The 19216-nt window shown below is 69.7% G+C and carries 21 protein-coding genes; 15 read left to right on the top strand and 6 right to left on the bottom strand.

Translation table 11 applies throughout. The annotated features are described in order from the left end of the window. Positions 1 to 11: 11 nt before the first annotated feature. Positions 12 to 803, bottom strand: a complete 792-nt coding sequence (gene flgA, locus AC1VNM_RS12365) for a flagellar basal body P-ring formation chaperone FlgA (protein WP_483107103.1) — start codon at positions 801 to 803, stop codon at positions 12 to 14. Here flgA and flgB point away from each other — a divergent pair. The 12 genes from flgB to AC1VNM_RS12305 all read left to right on the top strand — a co-directional run bounded on the left by flgB (position 802) and on the right by AC1VNM_RS12305 (position 11013). Further along, complete coding sequence (gene flgB / locus AC1VNM_RS12360) at positions 802 to 1188, top strand: flagellar basal body rod protein FlgB (protein WP_377153235.1); 387 nt, start codon at positions 802 to 804, stop codon at positions 1186 to 1188. The genes flgA and flgB overlap by 2 nt on opposite strands. A 20-nt stretch (positions 1189 to 1208) precedes the next feature. Then, positions 1209 to 1634: a flagellar basal body rod protein FlgC gene (flgC, locus tag AC1VNM_RS12355; RefSeq protein ID WP_331612753.1), complete on the top strand. Its 426-nt coding sequence runs from the start codon at positions 1209 to 1211 to the stop codon at positions 1632 to 1634. Positions 1635 to 1692: 58 nt separating this feature from the next. Then, entirely contained in the window at positions 1693 to 2355 is a 663-nt protein-coding gene (locus AC1VNM_RS12350; protein ID WP_377153236.1) for a flagellar hook capping FlgD N-terminal domain-containing protein, read from the top strand. A gap of 70 nt (positions 2356 to 2425) precedes the next feature. Beyond that, positions 2426 to 3634: a flagellar hook protein FlgE gene (locus tag AC1VNM_RS12345; protein WP_483107102.1), complete on the top strand. Its 1209-nt coding sequence runs from the start codon at positions 2426 to 2428 to the stop codon at positions 3632 to 3634. Between the two features lie 52 nt (positions 3635 to 3686). Then, positions 3687 to 4421: a flagellar basal body rod protein FlgF gene (locus AC1VNM_RS12340; protein ID WP_431104494.1), complete on the top strand. Its 735-nt coding sequence runs from the start codon at positions 3687 to 3689 to the stop codon at positions 4419 to 4421. A gap of 88 nt (positions 4422 to 4509) precedes the next feature. Next, positions 4510 to 5298, top strand: a complete 789-nt coding sequence (gene flgG / locus AC1VNM_RS12335) for a flagellar basal-body rod protein FlgG (RefSeq protein WP_431104493.1) — start codon at positions 4510 to 4512, stop codon at positions 5296 to 5298. 10 nt (positions 5299 to 5308) lie between these two features. Continuing rightward, positions 5309 to 5977, top strand: a complete 669-nt coding sequence (gene flgH / locus AC1VNM_RS12330; RefSeq protein ID WP_377153239.1) for a flagellar basal body L-ring protein FlgH — start codon at positions 5309 to 5311, stop codon at positions 5975 to 5977. Positions 5978 to 6105: 128 nt separating this feature from the next. Continuing rightward, the gene (locus tag AC1VNM_RS12325) at positions 6106 to 7161 is read left to right on the top strand and encodes a flagellar basal body P-ring protein FlgI (protein WP_431104930.1); all 1056 of its coding nucleotides are present in this window, start codon (positions 6106 to 6108) and stop codon (positions 7159 to 7161) included. Further along, positions 7161 to 7580: a rod-binding protein gene (locus tag AC1VNM_RS12320; protein ID WP_483107101.1), complete on the top strand. Its 420-nt coding sequence runs from the start codon at positions 7161 to 7163 to the stop codon at positions 7578 to 7580. The genes AC1VNM_RS12325 and AC1VNM_RS12320 overlap by 1 nt, the downstream gene beginning before the upstream one ends. Next, a complete protein-coding gene (gene flgK, locus AC1VNM_RS12315; RefSeq protein WP_377153245.1) occupies positions 7577 to 8944 on the top strand; it encodes a flagellar hook-associated protein FlgK in 1368 nt (455 codons plus the stop codon). The genes AC1VNM_RS12320 and flgK overlap by 4 nt, the downstream gene beginning before the upstream one ends. A gap of 61 nt (positions 8945 to 9005) precedes the next feature. Continuing rightward, positions 9006 to 9887: a flagellar hook-associated protein FlgL gene (flgL, locus tag AC1VNM_RS12310; protein ID WP_431104489.1), complete on the top strand. Its 882-nt coding sequence runs from the start codon at positions 9006 to 9008 to the stop codon at positions 9885 to 9887. Then, positions 9877 to 11013, top strand: a complete 1137-nt coding sequence (locus AC1VNM_RS12305; protein ID WP_483107100.1) for a hypothetical protein — start codon at positions 9877 to 9879, stop codon at positions 11011 to 11013. The genes flgL and AC1VNM_RS12305 overlap by 11 nt, the downstream gene beginning before the upstream one ends. A gap of 33 nt (positions 11014 to 11046) precedes the next feature. Here AC1VNM_RS12305 and AC1VNM_RS12300 read toward each other — a convergent pair whose 3' ends face one another. After that, positions 11047 to 12690: a hypothetical protein gene (locus AC1VNM_RS12300; RefSeq protein WP_483107099.1), complete on the bottom strand. Its 1644-nt coding sequence runs from the start codon at positions 12688 to 12690 to the stop codon at positions 11047 to 11049. Between the two features lie 296 nt (positions 12691 to 12986). Between AC1VNM_RS12300 and AC1VNM_RS12295 the strand changes: the two genes are divergently transcribed. From AC1VNM_RS12295 to upp, 3 genes are all read left to right on the top strand, one after another. After that, positions 12987 to 13784: an acetyltransferase domain-containing protein gene (locus AC1VNM_RS12295; protein ID WP_483107098.1), complete on the top strand. Its 798-nt coding sequence runs from the start codon at positions 12987 to 12989 to the stop codon at positions 13782 to 13784. Positions 13785 to 13806: 22 nt separating this feature from the next. Beyond that, positions 13807 to 14571, top strand: a complete 765-nt coding sequence (gene rlmB, locus AC1VNM_RS12290; RefSeq protein WP_483107097.1) for a 23S rRNA (guanosine(2251)-2'-O)-methyltransferase RlmB — start codon at positions 13807 to 13809, stop codon at positions 14569 to 14571. 76 nt (positions 14572 to 14647) lie between these two features. Next, positions 14648 to 15280, top strand: a complete 633-nt coding sequence (upp, locus tag AC1VNM_RS12285; protein WP_088403716.1) for a uracil phosphoribosyltransferase — start codon at positions 14648 to 14650, stop codon at positions 15278 to 15280. A gap of 44 nt (positions 15281 to 15324) precedes the next feature. Here the strand turns inward: upp and AC1VNM_RS12280 are convergent, their stop codons facing one another. From AC1VNM_RS12280 to AC1VNM_RS12265, 4 genes are all read right to left on the bottom strand, one after another. Next, positions 15325 to 16728: a TAXI family TRAP transporter solute-binding subunit gene (locus AC1VNM_RS12280; RefSeq protein WP_483107096.1), complete on the bottom strand. Its 1404-nt coding sequence runs from the start codon at positions 16726 to 16728 to the stop codon at positions 15325 to 15327. A 217-nt stretch (positions 16729 to 16945) separates the two neighbouring features. Beyond that, on the bottom strand, positions 16946 to 17557 hold the full coding sequence (locus AC1VNM_RS12275; RefSeq protein ID WP_377153266.1) for a chromate transporter: 612 nt from the start codon (positions 17555 to 17557) through the stop codon (positions 16946 to 16948). Next, positions 17554 to 18210: a chromate transporter gene (locus AC1VNM_RS12270; RefSeq protein ID WP_483107095.1), complete on the bottom strand. Its 657-nt coding sequence runs from the start codon at positions 18208 to 18210 to the stop codon at positions 17554 to 17556. The genes AC1VNM_RS12275 and AC1VNM_RS12270 overlap by 4 nt, the downstream gene beginning before the upstream one ends. Then, positions 18207 to 19214, bottom strand: coding sequence for a D-2-hydroxyacid dehydrogenase family protein (locus tag AC1VNM_RS12265; protein WP_483107094.1), 1008 nt, complete (start codon positions 19212 to 19214; stop codon positions 18207 to 18209). The genes AC1VNM_RS12270 and AC1VNM_RS12265 overlap by 4 nt, the downstream gene beginning before the upstream one ends. Positions 19215 to 19216: the final 2 nt, after the last annotated feature.

The raw sequence follows: 19216 nt of genomic DNA, 5'->3' as shown, positions 1-19216 counted from the left end.
CGGCGATCGACTCAGCGCAGTTCGGCGGGCTCGACCAGTCCGGCGTCCAGCACGCGGGCCTGGATCACGCGGCCGCTGGCGCTGTTGCGCACGCGGATCAGGCCCTGGCGCGCGCCGCTGTCGAGCGCCTCGCCGGCGCCTTCGACGCTGACGCCCCCGCGGCTGGCCTGGATGCGCACGGCGTCGCCGCGCTTGACCACGATGGCCGCGGCCAGCAGACGCTTCTGCAGCAGCTGGCCCGGGCGCAGTGTGGTGCGCGCGGCGAAGCCGGGCTCCAGCGTGGACAGCGCGTCGGGCGTCTGGCTGATGTCGCGGCGCTGCAGCTGGAGTTGATCGTCGCTGACCGGTTGACCGCTGGCCACGCCCTGCGTGACGACGAGCACCTCGGCGCTCAGCGTCGCGCGCAGCAGGAAGTCCTGCGGCGGCACGCGGGCGGCGTCGTCGGTGCAGCGGGCCACCAGGCGCAGGCGCATCAGGCTGCGGCTGTCCTGCAGCGCGACGTCCCAGCCGGCCGGGCAGGCCGGACGCGGACGCGGCGCGGGCTGCTGAAGCTGCAGCTCCGGCGAGATCAGGCCGGCCTGCTGCGCCTGGTCGAGCAAGGCGTTGCGGGCGGTGTCCAGCACCTGGGCGTCGAGCAGGGCGGTGCCGTCCCTGGAGGCGCTCGGCGCCTGCGGTGCCTGACCCGCGGCCAGGGCGGCCGGCAGCCCGCAGGGCAAGGACAACGCTGAGATCGCCAGAGCGATCGACAGCGGACGACAGACAGCAACGGATTCGGAAACGAACGGAAAGAGGGAGTCGCGCATGAGCATCGATTTCAGCAAGGCGGCCGGGGTGCATGACGACGCGCTGCGTCTGCGCGCGGAGCGGACCAAGGTCCTGGCCTCCAACATCGCCAACGTCAGCACGCCGGGGTTTCAGGCGCGCGACATTGATTTTGCCGCGTCTTTGCGCAGCGCACTGGGTTCCGGCGACGGATCGGGCGACGGTTTCAACGGCGAGCTCGCGCTCGACACCGGCGACCAGGACATGAAGTACCGCGTCCCGTACCACCCGGCGCAGGACGGCAACACCGTCGAGCTCGGCGTGGAGCAGGCCGCCTTCGCGCAGAACGCGCTCGATTTCCAGACCAGCCTGAGCTTCGTGAACATGAAGCTCAAGGGCGTGGCCAAGGCCATCAGCGGTCAATGAGCGACAAAACGGGAGCTGTCATGTCCTTCAAGCAGATCAGCCAGATCGCCGGTTCGGCGATGTCCGCGCAGACGGTGCGCCTGAACACGATCGCCAGCAACCTGGCCAACGCGCAGTCGGCCGCCGGCAGCGAGACCGCCACGTACCACGCCCGCAAGCCGGTGTTCGCCGCGCTCGCCGCGCGCGAAGGGCTGGGCGACCAGCAACTCGCCGGCACGCGCGTGCAGGTGCTGGACGTCGTCGAGAGCCAGGAGCCGCTGCGCAAGGCCTACGAGCCCGAGAACCCGCTGGCCAACGAGAACGGCGAGGTCTTCTACCCCAACGTCAACCCGGTCGCCGAGATGACCGACATGTTGTCCGCCTCGCGCGCCTTCGAGACCAACGTCGAGGTGCTGTCGCGCGTGAAGTCGATGCAGCAGTCGCTGCTGCGCCTCGGCGAAGGCTGATCCATGCCTGATCCGACCCTGATCAAGACCTGACCCCGATCCTCCACGGAGCACCGACATGACCACTTCCGTCAACAACAACTCGAGCGGCAACGGCACTTCGTCGTCCAGCGCGATCGCCGGCAACGGCGACAGCGGCGGCCTGAGCAACCTGTTCACCACGCTGCTCGTCGCGCAGATCAAGAACCAGGACCCGCTGTCGCCGCAGGACCCGTCGCAGTTCGTCAGCCAGCTCACGCAGTTGAGCCAGGTCGAGTCGATGCAGAAGCTCACCTCGCAGGGCCAGACCAACGCCAGCATGCTGGCGAGCCTGCAGCTGATGACGCTGGGCGCGCAGGTCGGCTCGACGCTGCAGGCCACCGTCTCGCAGGTGCAGCTGCAGGGCGATCCGGTCGAGCTGCGCTACACGCTGGATTCGAGCAGCCCCGCCAACACGCTGGTGGTGACGGCCGGCGACGGCACCGAGCAGCGCATCGATCTCGGCTCGCTCGGCAAGGGCGAGCACGGCTACACGCTGGACCCGGCCAAGCTGGGCCTGCGCGACGGCCAGTACAGCCTGAAGTTCGAGGCCAAGGACAAGCGCGAGGTGAGCCTGGAGACCGTCGCCCGCCTGGACGGCGTGCGCCTGTCCGCCGACGGCAGCGTGATGCTGCAGCTCGCCGGCGTCGGCGAGGTCACCAGCCAGGCCATCACCCAGTTCAAGGGCCGCGCCGCGTCCTGACGGGCGCGTCCTTCCCAGGTTCTTCAGAGTCTTCCCCAGTTCCCAGCATCCAACGCCTTCGGAGGCCCCCATGAGTTTCGAAATCGCACGTTCGGGCATCAACGCGGTCAACGCCAGCCTGGAGACCATCAGCAACAACATCGCCAACTCCGGCACCTACGGCTTCAAGTCCAGCCGCAGCAACTTCTCGTCCATGTACGCCGACAGCGCGCCCACCGGCGTGGAAGTGGGCTCGATCTCGCAAAGCATCCAGACCGGGGGCGGCCTGTTCAACACCGGACGCGGCATGGACGCGATGATCCAGGGCCGCGGCTTCTTCGCGGTCAAGGGCGACGACGGCCAGACCGTGTTCACCCGCGTGGGCCTGTTCGACGTCGACAAGGACGGCAACGTCATCGACAGCCTGGGCCGCAAGGCGCAGGGCTACGCCGCGGTGCTGGACGCCAACGGCCGGCCGGTGCCGGGTGCCGGCCTGGGTGCCTTCGGCGACCTGCGCGTCAACGCCGGCACGATCCCGGCGCAGGCCAGCGACGTGCTGACCTACAACGGCAACCTCAGCGCCGACTGGACCGTGCCCGCGCTCGCGCCCTTCGACAAGGACGACTCGCGCAGCTACAACAGCTCGGTGACCTCGGTCGTGTACGACTCGCTGGGCACCAAGCACAGCGTGACGCAGTACTTCGTGAAGACCGGCGTCGGCGCCGTCAACGCGTACTACAGCTTCGACGGCGCGGCCCCGGCCGGCGTCGGCGCGACGATGAACTTCGACGCGCTGGGCCAGCTCACCGCCGTGCCCGCCGTGACGTTGAACGCCGCGCCGGCCAACGGCGCCGCGCCGATCGCCATGCGCATCGACTACACCACCACCACGCAGTACGCCGGCGACACGACGACCCGCACCAACGAGTCCAACGGCTATGCCGCCGGCACGCTGACCGGCACCAGCCTGTCGGAGGACGGCTCGCTGGTGGCCAACTACAGCAACGGCGAGAAGCAGACCGTCGGCACCATCGCGCTGGCCACCTTCGCCAACGAGAGCGCGCTCAAGCCGATGAGCGACACGAGCTGGACGTCGACCATCGACAGCGGCGTGGCGCTGTACTCGCGCCCGGGCGCGGGCACGGCGTCCAAGCTCAGCGCCGGCGCGATCGAGCAGTCCAACGTCGACGTCACCGGCGAGCTCGTCAGCCTGATGAGCGCGCAGCGCAACTACCAGGCCAACACCAAGCTCATCTCGACCGAGAACGAGATGATGCAGGCGCTGATGCAGGCCGTCTGACACGAGTTCTCCGCGAGTTCTTCCCGACCACCCGGACTGAAGCGAGCCCCCGATGGACGCCCTGATCTACACCGTCATGAGCGGCGCCGAGCGCATCCAGCGCGCGCAGGCCGTGCATGCCAACAACCTGGCCAACATGGAGACGGCCGGCTTCCGTGCCAACCTGGAGCAGGCCGGCGCCGCGCAGGTGAAGGGCTACGGCTACGACGCGCGGCACCTGGCGCAGGCGCGTTCGGACGTCGTCAGCGCGCGCGCCGGCAGCCAGCGCGACACGGGCCGCGATCTCGACCTGGCGGTCGAGGGCGAGGGCCTGTTCGCCGTGGCACAGGACGGACCGGCGGGCCGCGAGGCCTACACCCGCAGCGGCAACTTCACCGTCGACGCCGACGGCACGCTGCGCCTGGGCCGTCACGCGGTGCTGGGCGAGGGCGGTCCGATCGTGCTGCCGCCGCACGACAGGCTGGAAGTGCAGGCCGACGGCACGATCTCGGTCCTGGCCAACGGCCAGCCCGAGCTGCAGACGGTGGACCGCCTCAAGCTGGTCAAGCCGCCGTTCTCGCAGCTGACCAAGAACGAGGCCGGCCTGCTGGTGACGCGCGACGGCAGCACGCCGGCCGCCGATCCGGCCGTGCAGGTCGCCAAGGGCAAGCTCGAATCGAGCAACGTCTCGGCCGTCGAGGAGATGGTCGCCACGATGAACCTGGCCCGCGACTTCGAGCTGCAGATGCGCCTCTACAAGGCCGCCGACGGCATGGCCGATACCGGCAACCGGCTGGTCCGCGAGTGACGCGGCCGTCCGTTCACTCGACCGCGCTCTCGACCTCGACCTTGATCCCGTTCCCCCGACATTCCCGCATTTCCCCAAGGAGCCCCCGATGAACCCCGCCATGTGGATCAGCAAGACCGGCGTGCAGGCGCAGGACGCCAAGCTGCAAGCGATCGCCAACAACCTGGCCAACGTCAACACGGTCGGCTTCAAGCGCGACCGGGTGATGTTCGAGGACCTCTTCTACCAGGTGGAGCGCCAGCCCGGCGCGCAGGCCGAGGACGGCACCGCCGCGCCGACCGGCGTGCAGCTGGGCAACGGCACGCGCATGGTGGGCACGCAGAAGGTGTTCACCAACGGCAACCTGCAGACGACCGGCCAGAGCATGGACGTGGCCATCGTCGGCAACGGCTTCCTGCAGGTCGAGGGACCGAACGGCCGGCCGGCCTATACGCGCGCCGGCCAGCTCAACGTCAGCCCGGAAGGCCGGCTGACGACGGCGCAGGGCCAGCGCCTGCAGCCGGAGATCACCATCCCCGTCAACGCCAAGTCGCTGACGATCGGCGAGAACGGCGTCGTGTCGATCACCGTCGCCGACAACGCCGCGCCGCAGGAGATCGGGCAGCTGCGCCTGACGCAGTTCGTCAACCCGGCCGGCCTGCTGGCGCTGGGCGACAACCTGTACCAGGAGACCGGCGCCAGTGGCGCGCCCACCGAGGGCGTGCCGGGCGAGAACGGCCTGGGCAAGCTCAAGCAGGGCGCGCTGGAAGGCTCGAACGTGCAGGTCGTCGAGGAGATGGTCGACATGATCGCGGCGCAGCGCACCTACGAGATGAATACCAAGGTGCTCTCCGCCGCCGACAACATGCTGCAGGTGCTGGCGCAGGCCGCACGCTGAGGAGACGTCGATGAACGCTGCTGCCCGTCTTCTTCCACTCGCTGCTGCCGCGATCCTCGCGGCGAGCCTGGGCGGCTGCGCGATCATCGCGCCGCCGGAACTGCCCAGCGCCGATCCCGGCGGCCTGCCGCTGCCGATCGCGGAGACGGTCCGGCCGTCGGGGGGCGGCGTGTTCGCCGCGGGCCGCAGCGCCAGCCTGATCGCCGACACGCGTGCCTTCCGCTCCGGCGACGTGCTGACCATCGTGCTCGAAGAAGCGACGCAGGCCAGCAAGAGCGCCAACACGCAGAGCGGCAAGACCAGCGGCGGCAGCTTCGGCCTGGACCTGAACGGCAAGCAGCGCTCGTACGGCATCAACGCGGGGCGCGACTTCAACGGCAGCGGCAGCAGCACGCAGCAGAACACGCTGCAGGGCGCGATCACCGTGGTCGTGCAGGAGGTGACCTCCAACGGCCTGCTGCGCGTGCACGGCGAGAAGAGCCTGACGCTGAACCAGGGCGAGGAGCTGATGCGCGTGGCCGGCTACGTCCGTCCGGCGGATGTGGACAGCGAGAACCGCGTGTCCTCGCAGCGCGTGGCCAACGCGCGCATCGCCTACAGCGGCCGGGGCGTCCTGGCCGATGCCGCCACGCCGGGCTGGTTCACGCGCTGGTTCAACAGCCCGTGGAATCCGATCTGAGATCCGATCCGATGACCGATCCGATGACCGATCCGATCCCCCTCCATCGCGAGTCCCCCATGAAGAATCGATCGATTCCCCTGTCCATCGGCCTGGTGCTCGGCGTGGTCCTCGGACTGGTCGTGGCGATGCCGACCTTCGCTGCGCAGCCGCTGCGTCAGCTCGTCGACATCGAGGGCGTGCGCGAGAACCAGCTGCTCGGCTACGGCCTGGTGGTCGGGCTGAACGGCAGCGGCGACAGCACGCAGGTGAAGTTCGCCGGCCAGTCGGTGGCCAACCTGCTGAAGCAGTTCGGCGTGAAGCTGCCCGAGAAGACCGAGGCCAAGTCGCGCAACGCGGCGGCCGTGATGGTGAGCGCGAGTTTCCCGTCGGGTTATCGCCGCGGCCAGTCCATCGACATCACGGTGTCCTCGCTGGGCGATGCGAAGAGCCTGCGTGGCGGCACGCTGCTGCTGACCGAGCTGCACGCCGCTGACGGCGAGGTCTATGCGCTGGCGCAAGGCAACCTGGTCGTGACCGGCCTGAACGCGCAGGGGCAGAGCGGCTCCAGCGTGACGGTGAACACGCCGACGACCGGCCGCGTGCCCAACGGCGCGTCGATCGAGCGCGAGATCGCGAGCGACTTCGACTCCCGGCCGGACGTGGTGCTGAACCTCAAGCGCCCCGCCTTCCAGACCGCGACGCAGATCGTCGACGCGCTGAACCAGCGCTTCGGCAGCGGCACGGCGTCGACGCGCGACGGGACCAGCGTGTCGGTGCGCGCCCCGATGGAATCGACGCAGCGGGTCGCCTTCGTCGCGCAGTTGCAGGGCTTGTCCATCGACGCCGCGCCGGCGCTGCCGCGCGTGATCTTCAACTCCCGCACCGGCACCGTCGTGATCGCCGACGGCGTCAAGGTGCGCCCGGCGGCGGTGTCGCACGGCTCGCTGAAGGTCGTCATCAGCGAGAGCCCGCAGGTCAGCCAGCCCAACGCGTTCAGCCAGGGCCGCACGCAGACGGTGCCGCAGTCGCAGCTGCGCGTGGACCAGGGCGACGGCCGGATGTTCCGCTGGCCGGCGGGCACCTCGCTGCAGGCGATCGTCGACATGGTCAACAGCATCGGCGCGAATCCGGACGACCTGATGGCGATCCTTCAGGCGCTCGATCAGGCCGGCGCGATCGAGGGCGAGCTGCAGGTGATCTGATGAGCGACTTCCCGACTTCCTCTCCGATGCCGTCGGTCGCCGCGCTGGACGGCGCCAAGGATCCCGATGCGCGCATCAAGGCGCAGGCCACCGACGCCGCCGTCAAGTTCGAAGCTTTCTTCATCAAGCAGATGATCAGCCAGATGCGCGCCGGCACGCGCGCGCTGGCCGACGACGACAGCGTCGAACACAAGCGCGCCAACCAGGACATGCTGGACCTGGCCGACGGGATGGTCGCCGACGCGCTGGCCCAGCAGCGCGCCTTCGGCATCGCCGACCTGATGCTCAAGCAGGTCCTTCCCGCGGCGGGCTTAAGTTCCGGCGCCGGCGCGTCGCCTTCCGGAGGGAAGACCCCCGCGGCCTTCCCTGCGGACTTGCCCGCGGGCGCCCCCGCATCCTCAGGAACCTCGACCCCATGAGCATCCTCCTCAACGGCCTCACCGGCGCGCAGGCCGCCCAGGCCGCGCTGGGCACCACCAGCCAGAACGTCGCCAACGCGATGACGCCGGGCTACACCCGCACCGGCGTGCTGCTGGGCTCGCTGCAGACGCCGCAGGGCGGGGCCGGCGTGCAGGTGTCCAAGCTGCTGCGCTTCGCCGACAGCTTCAAGAACGTGCAGCTGTGGCAGGCGACCAGCCAGCTCGGCCAGTACAGCGCCGGGCAGTCCTACATGACCCAGCTGGAGCAGGTCATGTCCGACGACACGGCCAACATCAACAACGGCATCGACCAGTTCTTCGCCGCGCTGAACGCGGCCAGCGTCCAGCCGGAATCCGGCCCGCTGCGCGAGGCCGTGCTGACCGCCGCCGACGGCCTGGTCAAGCGCTTCGACAGCCTGCAGCAGCTGTTCGCCAACCAGCAGACGGCGATCGCGACGCAGCGCGACGGCGTGGTCAACCAGGTCAACGCGCTGACGCAGGACATCGCGCTGCTGAACAAGCAGATCGCCGGCGGCCGCGCCACCGGCATGAACGACGCCGGGCTGCAGGACGCCCGCGACGAGAAGATCAAGGCGCTGTCCGCGCTGGTCGGCCTGCAGGTCGTCGACACGCCCGACGGCGCCAAGAGCGTGTCGCTCAAGGGCGGCCAGCCGCTGGTCGTCGGCGCGGACGCGGCGGTGATGTCCACGTCCGGCCCGGGCGCGCTGAAGATCCAGTTCGCCAACACCTCGTTCACCTTGTCGGACGTGGGGCAGGGCGGTCAGCTCGGCGGCCTGGCCGATCTGCAGAAGCAGGTGCTGGGACCGATGCGCACGACGATCTCGGAGCTCGCGCTAGGCATCGGCAACGCGTTCAACGCGCAGCTGGCGCTGGGCTTCGCCCCGCCGGCCGCCACGCCGGGCGCGCCGCTGTTCGACACCAGCGGCGGCACGCTCAAGATGACCGGCATCACCGCGGCGCAGCTGGCGTTCTCCAGCAGCGCCACGGTCAGCGGCGACAGCGGCAACCTGACCGCGCTGATCGGCCTGAAGAACCGGCCGATGACCATCACCACCTTCGATGCGGCCGGCAACGCCGCCGGCACGACGCAGATCATCACCGGCGACGTGTTCACGCAGCTGGTGGGCAAGCTGGGCGTGGCGAGTTCGCTGAACCAGGGCTCGCAGAAGACCGCGACGACGGTGCGCGACCAGTCCGAGGAGGACTGGAAGTCCAGCGCCGGCGTCAACACCGACGAGGAAGCCATCAACCTCATGCAGTACCAGCAGATGTACCAGGCCAACATGAAGGTCGTGGCGGTGGCGAACCAGCTGTTCGACAGCACGCTGCAGATGCTGGGCTGAGCCCGGCGTCGTCCATTCCCCTCAGTCCCCGTTCAGATCGTCGATTTCCGGAGAAGCCGCCATGCGCATCGCCAGCAACCAGTACCACACGACGATGAACAGCGCGCTGCAGGCCGCCAACGAGGGCCTGACGCACGTGATGCAGCAGATGGCGTCGGGCCAGCGCGTGCTCAAGCCGTCCGACGACAGCATCGCGGCGCTGCGCCTGGCGCGGCTGTCGCGCGAGGAGGCCTCGCTCGACCAGTACCGCGACAACATCGGCGCGCTGCAGAGCCGGCTCAAGACCAGCGAGGTGTCGCTGGACAGCATCCGCGAGGACCTGCAGGCGACGCGCGACCTGCTGGTCTGGGCGGCCGACGCGGGCAACACCGGCGACGACCTGAACGCGATGTCGGGCTCGGTGAAGACGCTGCACGACAGCCTGCTCTTCCTGGCCAACAGCAAGAACGCGGAAGGCCGCTACCTGTTCTCCGGCACGGCCAGCGACCAGCCGACCGTGGACGCGGGCTACAACTTCCTGGGTAACTCGCAGACGCAGCAGGTCGCCGTGGCGGACAACATGGCCATCGGCGGCAACGTATCGCTCGAGGGCATGGGCGCGTTCCTGCGCCAGCTCAACACGTTGGGCGGCCAGCTGGCCACGCCGGGCGTCACCGCCGAAGGCGTGCACGCCGACGTGACCGCGATGATCGCCGCGCTCGACCAGACGCTGGGCGACGTGGCGGGCAAGATCGGCCAGCTCGGCGGACGGCAGAACATCCTGGACACCATCGACACGAACCATGCGTCGGTCAGCCTGGCCAACCGGCAGACCGCGCTGGACCTCGGTCAGATCGACTACGGCGAGGCCGCCACGCGCCTCAACAGCTACACGCTGGCGCTGCAGGCGACGCAGAAGGCCTATGCGAAGGTCAGCCAGTTGAGCCTGTTCGATGCGATCTGACGCGCTCACCGCGCCGGTGTTCGGCGGGGATCGCGCGTCGCGGTCCGCCGACGGCGCTCGCATGGCGGCGTTGCCGACCGCGCCCGCCTTGGCGATGAGCGGTGCCGGCGTCGCCGCGGCACGTCCCGCGCCCCTCGATGCGCCGGGCATGCGGCCTGCGCCGACCGCGCCGACGGCAGAGAAGCCCGTCGTCATCGAGGTCGCCGCGGCGCCGCTGCGCGCGGGCGACGGCGCTTCACCCGCTCGCGAACCGGGCGCGCAACTTCAGCTCGGCAAACTCCAGCAGGGGCTGGACTACCTCGATCGGCTGGCCGCGGCGATGCAGCAGCTCAAGGGCGGTCTCAGCGAGACGCTGGCGCGCCAGACTCCCCCGTCGGCGACGCTGGGCGGGCAGGTCGACCAGTTGCGTCAGCTCTGGTCGCAGCGCAGCCGCGAAGCCGGCGGTCGCGTCGATGCCGAATTGCAGGCCGCGCCCGAGGACGGCGCGGCGCGCCAGCGCTTCAAGTTGCGCGGCCTGGATCTGGCCGTGCTGCAGCAAGGGGGCAAGGAGACGCTGAGACTCCAGCTGCCGGGCCAGCCGCAGGAAGGCGGCGCGCCGGGCAAGGCGACGGTGATTGCCGTGTCGCTGGACGGCGAGGGCACGCAGCAGCAGTTGCAGGCGCTGACCAAGGCGTTGTCTCCGGCGGGGCTGTCGGTGCAGGCGCAGGGCACGGAGATCGTGTTCAGCGTGGCCGAGTCGCAGTGGCCCGCGTTGCGCGACGGCCTGACCCTGCGCGGCGAAGGCAAGCGCTTCCCCAGCGGCCAGCCGGTGCGCGCGCTGCTGGAGCCGGCGCCGGACGCGCTGCAGCCGCAGCGCTGGGACCTGAAGGAAGCGACCGGCCAGCGCCAGGCGCTGGGACAGTTGCTGCAGGCGCAGCCCAAGGTCGCGCAGGCGCGGGCCCGCCTGCATGAGCAGCTCGAGTCGGCCGCGCGACCGGCGCCGTCGATGGCGCCGGAGCAGGCCGGCGCGCTTGCCGGCGCGTTGGCGGGTGCGCTGTCCGGCGCCGAGTACAGCGACGTCGGCGCGCTGCTGCCGGCGCTGCGCGGCATGCACCGGCAGCGCGTGCGTCAGTTGCTGTCGCCCTGACGGGGCCTGACGCCCTGTGCCCGACGGGGGCGCTCAGGAGGACGGCAGGCGGCCGACGAAATCGTCGATCTGGAACGGCAGGCAGATCGTGTGCGGCAGCGACTTGCTGTGGCTGAACTCGAGCAGCGTCTTCACGAGCAACGAGTCTTCGCGACAGTCGCCCCGCTCGACGCTGGCGACGCGCTGACCCTCGGTCTTCAATCGCGCGATCATGTCCTCGGTGTTGCGCGCCGGGATCAGGGAGTCCTTGCTGTTGTGGAACATCCTGAACTCGGCCAGCGGCAGGTCGTAGCGCAGCGAACCGGACGCCAGGCTGTTCAACAGGAGATGCGGCGTGAGGCCGCTGAGCTTCCCGGCCCGGTAGTCGGCGAGGAAGGCCGGCAGCACCTGACCATCGGCGCCGAAGACCGTCCTGGGTTCGTAGGACAGGTGCTGGTAGTCGCGCAGTGCCGCGAGCGTGCGGCCCAGGTAGTCCGGGATGCGGCTCAGATCGGCCTTGTCCGAATACTCGTCGCGCGGTTCGCCGGCGGCCGCTCGCAGGGACGAGTCCAGCGTCCGGCGGATCTCGAAGGGACCGTCGCCGGTCGACACCAGCCGGATCGTCGTCTGGCGCGCCAGGTGCGGGATCGAGGCCATGGCGGAGAACGCCCCCTGCGACGGACCGATCATGCGCAGGTCCTTCCCGGGCTGCGCGCGGTGGACCTGCATGAAGTACTCGTTGACGGCGCTCAGCATGTCCACGGTGTGCGCGGCCGTGTCCGCGGCGATCAGGAAGGCCTGCGGCGAGGCCGCCGTGTCGCCCTTGCCGATCAGGTCGGGGGTGAAGTAGATGTGGCCCTTGCCCGCCGCGCCCAGGCCGATCAGGACCATGGCGTTCCTGCCCGACGACGGGGCGTCGGACTCGTTGGATTCGGCGCCGCGCTGCCCGATCACCACGGGCCGGCCGTTGTAGTCGACCGGTGGGCCGCCTGCCGACGGCACGGGATAGACCAGCAGGCCGCTGAGCGTGATGGGCGCGCCGGACGCGTCGACGCTCCGATAACGGACGCGTTTGACCTGGGCGTCGAAGGCGGCGTTCGGCGAGGCGATGTGGGGCAGTTCGTGGCGCAGGAGCGGCTTGAGCACCGCGGCGGTCACGGGGTTGCCCCTCGCGTAGTCCTCCACCAGGACGCTGACCAGGTCGTTGATCTGCGAACGGGCGATCCGCGACGAGCCCGTCAAGCCGCCGAACTCCACCGGGAGGTCCGTGACGTCCCCGTCCAGCGCCCCACGGCGTTGCTGGCCGGTGCTGAAGACGGACACGGCCTTGCCGTTCAGCTGGAGCCCGTAGGACGTGTCCGGCTGCAGCGTCTGTCGCGGCTCGATCGTGCGCGAGCCGGCGAGGCCCCCGTTCGGGTTCGCCCATTCGCTGGACGCGACGACGGTGGTCGGCACGGTCGCCTGGGTCTTGTCGACCAGCTTGAAGTCGTCGCACGCGCCGGCGGTGGCGGCGGTGTAGTCGATGGTCACCGACGGATCGATGAACCCGGCCGTGACGGAGGCTTCGGGGGTGACGCGCAGCACCGTGCAGGCGGGCGCGACGATGTCCGGGCTCTTGTCGCCCTTGCCGCCGCCGCAGGCGGCGACCAGGACGGACAGGCTGAGCACGGTGAACAGCGAGGGAGGGGAAGGGCGCATGGGGAGTCGGGGAGGAGAGAGTCGGGGAGGAGGGACGAGGGGAACGAGGAAGGGGGAGAGGAGACGGGCCGCGGGAGAGGCACCGGAGGCGGGGAAGAGGGGGCGGGAGTCGAAGAGGGGATCGTCGATGCCCCGTTGCGCCGGCTCAATGCGGCGGACGGGGGGAAGCAGCGGGTCCGACTGGCCCATCGAGGGGAGGGAACCACCCGGATGCGGGGGGTGGCCCCGGGGGCGGCGGTCGATTGCCGGACCGGCGTCATCGCGTGGTCCGGCGGCTTATGTAGACTGTTTCCCCGATGAATCCGCCGGCCCGCTTTCCGACCGCAACGCCTGACCCCGGCCTGGACGCCGTGGCGCGCGACTTCCCGACGACCCCGCGCTTCGACCGTCTCGATGCGCTGCGGGGCCTGGCCATGGTCTGGATGACCGTCTTCCACTTCTGCTTCGACCTGAGCTACTACAAGATCGTGGTGGAGGACTTCTACCGCGATCCGTTCTGGACCTGGCAGCGCAGCGGCATCGTCAGCCTGTTCCTGCTGTGCGCCGGCATGGGCCAGGCGGTGGCGCTGGCGCAGGGCCAGACGGCCTACCGCTTCTGGCGCCGCTGGGGCCAGGTCATGGCCTGCGCGCTGCTGGTGTCGATCGGGTCGTGGTGGATGTTCCCGCGCTCCTTCATCAGCTTCGGCGTGCTGCACGGCATGGCGCTGATGCTGATCCTGGTGCGCTTCGGCTTCTCGAGACTGCCTACCGCGGCGTTGTGGCTGCTGGGCGCGGTCGCGATCGCGCTGCCGTTCTTCGTCGCGCATCCCTTCTTCGACACCCGCACCACCAACTGGCTCGGCCTGGTCACGCGCAAGCCGCTGACCGAGGACTACGTCCCGCTGCTGCCGTGGCTCGGCCCGATGCTGTGGGGCTGCGCGCTGATGCGCGTCGAGGCGGTGCGGACCTGGATGCAGCGTCCGGTGCTGCCGGCGGTGCGTCCGCTGTCGGTGATGGGGCGGTGGTCGCTGTCGTACTACATGCTCCATCAGCCGGTGATGATCGGCCTGCTGGCGGCGGCGCGGACCCTGGGCTGGCTGTCAGGCAGGCCGTGACGGGTGCGCGACAATCGCGCCCATGAGCTCCTCCCCTTCTTCTCCTTCCAAGACCCAGATCCTGTTCGGCTTCCACGCCGTCACCGTGCGGCTGAAGACCGCGCCCGCCTCGGTGCAGGAGATCCTGTTCGACGCCACCCGCAAGGACCAGCGCATGCGGGGCTTCCTCGAGAAGGCCGAGGCGGCGGGCGCGAGGCTCGTCGAGAGCGACGACGACCGGTTGAAGGCGCTGTGCGGCACGCACCGCCACCAGGGCGTCGTGGCGCGGGTGAAGGCGGTGGCGCAGTCGCATTCGCTGGATGAGGTGCTGGAGCAGGTCGAGGGACCGCCGCTGGTGCTGGTGCTGGACGGCGTCACCGATCCGCACAACCTCGGCGCCTGCCTGCGCGTGGCCGACGGTGCCGGCGCCCATGCGGTGGTCGCGCCCAAGGACCATGCGGTGGGACTGAACGCGACGGTGGCCAAGGTCGCCAGCGGCGCCGCGGAGACCGTGCCCTACCTGATGGTGACCAACCTGGCGCGATCGCTCAATGAGCTCAAGGAACGCGACATCTGGGTGATCGGCACCTCGGACCAGGCGGAGAAGACGCTGTACGACCTGGACCTGACGGGTCCGGTGGCGCTGGTGCTGGGCGCCGAAGGCGACGGCATGCGCCAGCTGACCGCGAAGACCTGCGACGAGCTCGTGCGCATCCCGATGCAGGGCGCGGTGGAAAGCCTGAACGTCTCCGTGGCCGCCGGCGTGTGCCTGTACGAGGCGCTGCGCCAACGTCAGAAGAAGGCCTGAGCACCCGACGCGAGATAATCGCGTCCATTCCGGCGCCCACGAGGCGCCGTTCCACACTCCGCATCCCGGTAGCGCCATGCCAGTCATCGAAGTCAAGCATCCCCTCGTCAAGCACAAGATCGGCCTGATGCGGGAGGGCGACATGTCCACCAAGAAGTTCCGCGAACTGACCGGCGAGGTCGCGCGGCTGCTGGCCTACGAGGCGACGGCGGACTTCCCGCTCGAGAAGACGACGATCGAGGGCTGGTGCGGCCAGGTCGAGATCGACCAGATCGCGGGCCGCAAGGTGACGGTGGTGCCGATCCTGCGCGCGGGCTTGGGCATGCTGGACGGCGTGCTGGACATGATGCCCAACGCCAAGGTGAGCGTGGTCGGCCTGGCGCGCGACCACGAGACGCTGCAGCCGGTGAACTACTTCGAGAAGTTCGTCGGCAAGCTGGACGAGCGCACCGCGCTGATCGTGGATCCGATGCTGGCGACGGCCGGCTCGATGATCGCGACGGTCGACCTGCTCAAGCAGCGCGGCTGCAAGGACATCCGCGCGCTGGTGCTGGTCGCGGCGCCGGAAGGCGTGGCGGCGCTGAACAAGGCGCATCCGGACATCCGCTGCTGGACCGCGGCGATCGATTCGCACCTCAACGAGAACGGCTACATCATCCCGGGCCTCGGCGACGCCGGGGACAAGATCTTCGGGACGAAGGACGTCTGAGGTTCTTGCGCGGTGAAGGGATGATCGATACGACCGGTCGTTGATCAGTCGATCGGTGCCTCGGTCGGTCCCTCGGTCGGTCCGTCTGTCGGCCGGGACCACTGCGCCAACAGGCGCTTGCGCACCGCATAGATGTTGTTGCGCAGCGCGTAGAGCTCTTCGGCATAGGACAGCGGCACCGCAATGCGGTGTGTGACGCGGTCCAGCTCGTCCAGCTCGTCGAGCAAAGCCTCGCGCTCTCCGGTGCCGGTTTCCAGCTTGGCTTCCACCTCGCGCAGCCGCGCATACCAGCGGAAGACGCGCGAGCGCACGCGGAAGGTGTAGAGCGGCGGCACCACGCGCGACAGCGGCAGCATCAGCACCAGCAGGCCGCCGACCACCAGCCACATGCGTTCCAGCAGATTGCCGGCCCAGAAGGGCAGGTAGCGCGCCCAGGCCGGCGGCGTGCCGTTGATCGCGCGGTCACCCTCGGCGCTGACCGGCAGCTCGCTGGTGCGGGTGTTGGGGAAGTCTCGCGCGCCGTTGAACCAGCCGGCCTCGCTGTGCTGGCCCAGGGCCGCCTGCGCGAACAGCTGGCGCAGCGCAGGGTGCGTCTGCTCGCGCGCCAGCAATGCGGTGGTGGTGGCCAGCAGCGGCACGTCGTGCGGCGGCAGATCGGCCGCCAGGTCCACCACGCCGCGCGGTAGCGTGACGGTGGACAGGAAGGGCAGGTGGCGCGAATAGGCCTCGTTCTGCTCGAAGGCCATCAGCGCAATGGCCGGGTCGCGCAGCAGCGCGCGGATCAGGCCGGACTGCGGCGCCGAGATCAGCACCGCGGCGTCCAGCCGGCCCTGGCGCAGCGCCGCGCCGGCGTCGTCGGGCGCCAGATTGGACAGCTGCAGATCGGTCGGCTTCAGCTGGTTCAGCGCCAGCAGCTTCTCGACGATCTGCGGGACACCGCTGCCGTCCTGGTCCACATTGACCCGCAGGCCGCGCAGTTGGGCCAGGTGCTGCAGTTCGCCGCCGGGCTGGCGGCGCGCGATGCCGAGATCGCGGCGATAGAAGATCCAGATCGGCTCGTAGAACAGGCTGCCCAGCGAGACGATGCCGGCCTCGGTATCGGCCACCGGATCGGCCATGCCGCCGCGGACGAAGCCCACATCGGCCGTGCCCGCGCGTAGATGGGCCAGATCGTCCTGCGCGCCTTCGCTGGCGATCAGCGCCACCTGGATGCGCTCGCGCGCCAGCGCCTTCGCATAGCCCTCGCCGAAGCCGGCGTAGGCACTGCCGGCCGGGCCGGTGGCCAGGCGCACCTGGCGCGGCGGCTGGGGATCCAGCCACCAGTAGGCCGCGACCAGCAGGCCGCCGCCGAGCAGCAGCAACGGCCCCATCGAGACCAGCATGTCGCGCACCGTCTGCACCAGCAGGCGCAGGCTGCGGGTGGCATGCCATTGCTGGATCGGGGTCATGGCTTGCCGTCCTGAGCGGGCAGGGGCCGGGCCTGCGCGTTGCAGAGTCGCTCGCAGTCCTGGGCACCCGCATGAGTGGTGGCCGCAAGGGTGAGCGTGATCGTGATGCCGAGGCGTCGCATGGGCGGGGTCTTTGCCGATGGGGAGGATCGGTCCATCGTATTCGAGGCGTGCTGGCCGGACTGTTACGTCCGCGCCCGCGGCAGAACTGCAGCCGCTAGACCACCCCGAGTGCTCCCAGCACGCCACCCGCAAGGACCAACCACACGATGCCGATCTTGGTCCGCATCGTGAGGACCACGGTCGCGACGATCATGGCCAGCGTGGCCCATCGGTGGTCGGGCTCCACGAGGTAGGGCGCGGCCAGCAGCCAGCCCGTCGCGATCATCAGGCCCAATGTCAGCGGCGCCATGCCGACGGTGAAGGCGCGCACGCCCAGGTGCTCGCGGTTGTTGCGTGCCCAGCGCGTGGCCGCGACCACCAGCGTCGTCGACGGCAGCAGGATGCCGGCCATCGCCGCCGCTGCACCCAGCAGTCCTGACACGTTGAAGCCGAGCACCGCGACGAACAGGATGTTCGGACCCGGCGCCGCCTGTGCCAGGGCGATCGAACTCGTGAAGCTCTGGTCCGTCAGCCAGTGCCGCTCATCCACCAGGTAGCGATGCATGTCCGGCGCCGTCGTGATCGCACCGCCGATCGACAGCAGCGACAGCATCAGGAAGTGCAGCATCAGCGCGCCGAGTTCGGGCCAGCTCAGCGTGCCGACGAGCATCTGCGTCCAGCCGACGTGCGCGACGACATGGGGACTGACCTGCGCGCCGACGCTCACGTGCGCACTCCCGCGCGGCTGCGCTTGAGCGCGATCAGCGCCAGCGACATGCCCAGTCCGCCTACGCTCAGCACGATCCAGAACAAGGGCAGCTTGAGCCAGACCGTCGCGCCGAAGACCAGCGCGGCGAGCGCCAGTCCGGGCATCAGACCGATCGGGTTCTTCCTCAGCGAGGGCAGCAGCTTGAAGCCCGTGGCCAGGATCAGTCCGGCCGACACCGCCCCCATGCCGCGCAGCGCGCCGGTCATGCGCGGCGAGGCCAGCCAGGTCGTGGACAGGGCCGCCAGGATCAGCACGATCACGGCCGGGAAGAGCATCATTCCCGCCAGCGCGACCATCGCACCGCGCAGGCCGAAGAAGCGGTCGCCGATCATCAGCGAGATGTTCACGATGTTCGGCCCCGGCAGCACCTGTGCGACGGCGAGCGTCTCGACGAACTCCTCGCGCGTCATCCAGTTCAGGCGCTCGACCAGTTCCCGCTGCGCCACGGCCAGCACGCCGCCGAAGCCCTGCAGCGCCAGCCAGGTGAAGGCCCAGAACAGCTGGGAGAGGGATTCGGGTTGCGCGAGCGCGGGGTCGGACGTGAAGGGGGCGGCGCCTGGCTCGGCGCCTTCAGGGGACGGGGGCGGTGCGGAGGAGGGCTCCGCGCTCACCGGTGCCCCTTCAGCACATCCGGATTGACGATGTTGGTCGGCTTGCCCGCCATGTAGTTCAGGACGTTGTCGAACGCCGCGTCGAAGTACATCTGGTAGCTGTCCTGCTCGACGTAGCCGATGTGCGGCGTGCACACGGCGTTCTCGAGCCTGAGCAGAGGGTGGCCTTGCAGGATCGGTTCGGACTCGAACACGTCGACCGCGGCCATGCCGGGTCGTCCGCGGTTCAGCCCGGAGACCAGCGCGCCGTCGGCGACCAGTTCCGCGCGCGAGGTGTTCACGAACAGCGAGGTCGGTTTCATCCGCGCCAGGTCTTCGGCGCTCACGATGCCGGTGGTTTCGTCCGACAGCCGCAGGTGCAGCGTCAGTACGTCCGCCTGTTCGAAGAAGGCTTCGCGGCTGTCCGCGGCCTGGTGACCGTCGGCCTGCGCGCGCAGCCGCGAGGCCTCGCTGCCCCAGACCAGCACCTGCATGCCGAAGGCCTTGCCGTAGCCGGCGATCAGCTGGCCGATCTTGCCGTAGCCCCAGATGCCCAGTGTCTTGCCGCGCAGCACCATGCCCAGGCCGAAGTTCGGCGGCATCGAGCCGGACTTCAGGCCCGACTGCTGCCACACGCCGTGCTTGAGCGTGGAGATGTACTGCGGCAGCCGCCGCATCGCGGCCATGATCAGCGCCCAGGTCAGCTCCGCGGGGGCGATCGGTGAACCGCCGCCTTCCGCCACCGCGATGCCCAGCCGCGTGCAGGCGTCGACGTCGATGTGTTTGCCGACGCGGCCGGTCTGCGAGATCAGCTTCAGCTTGGGCAGCTTCTCCAGCAGTTGGCGAGGGAAGTGGGTGCGTTCGCGGATCGTCACCAGCACTTCGGCGTCGCGCAGCCGGACCGACAGCTGCCCGATGCCCTTGACGGTGTTGGTGAAGACCTTGGCGTTCAGCGCGTCCAGCTTGGCGGCGCAAGGCAGCTTGCGCACGGCGTCCTGGTAGTCGTCGAGGATGATGATGTTCATAG

This window comes from Mitsuaria sp. MSU3D, assembly GCF_056867975.1.
This window is presented reverse-complemented; position numbering and strand designations above follow the sequence as displayed.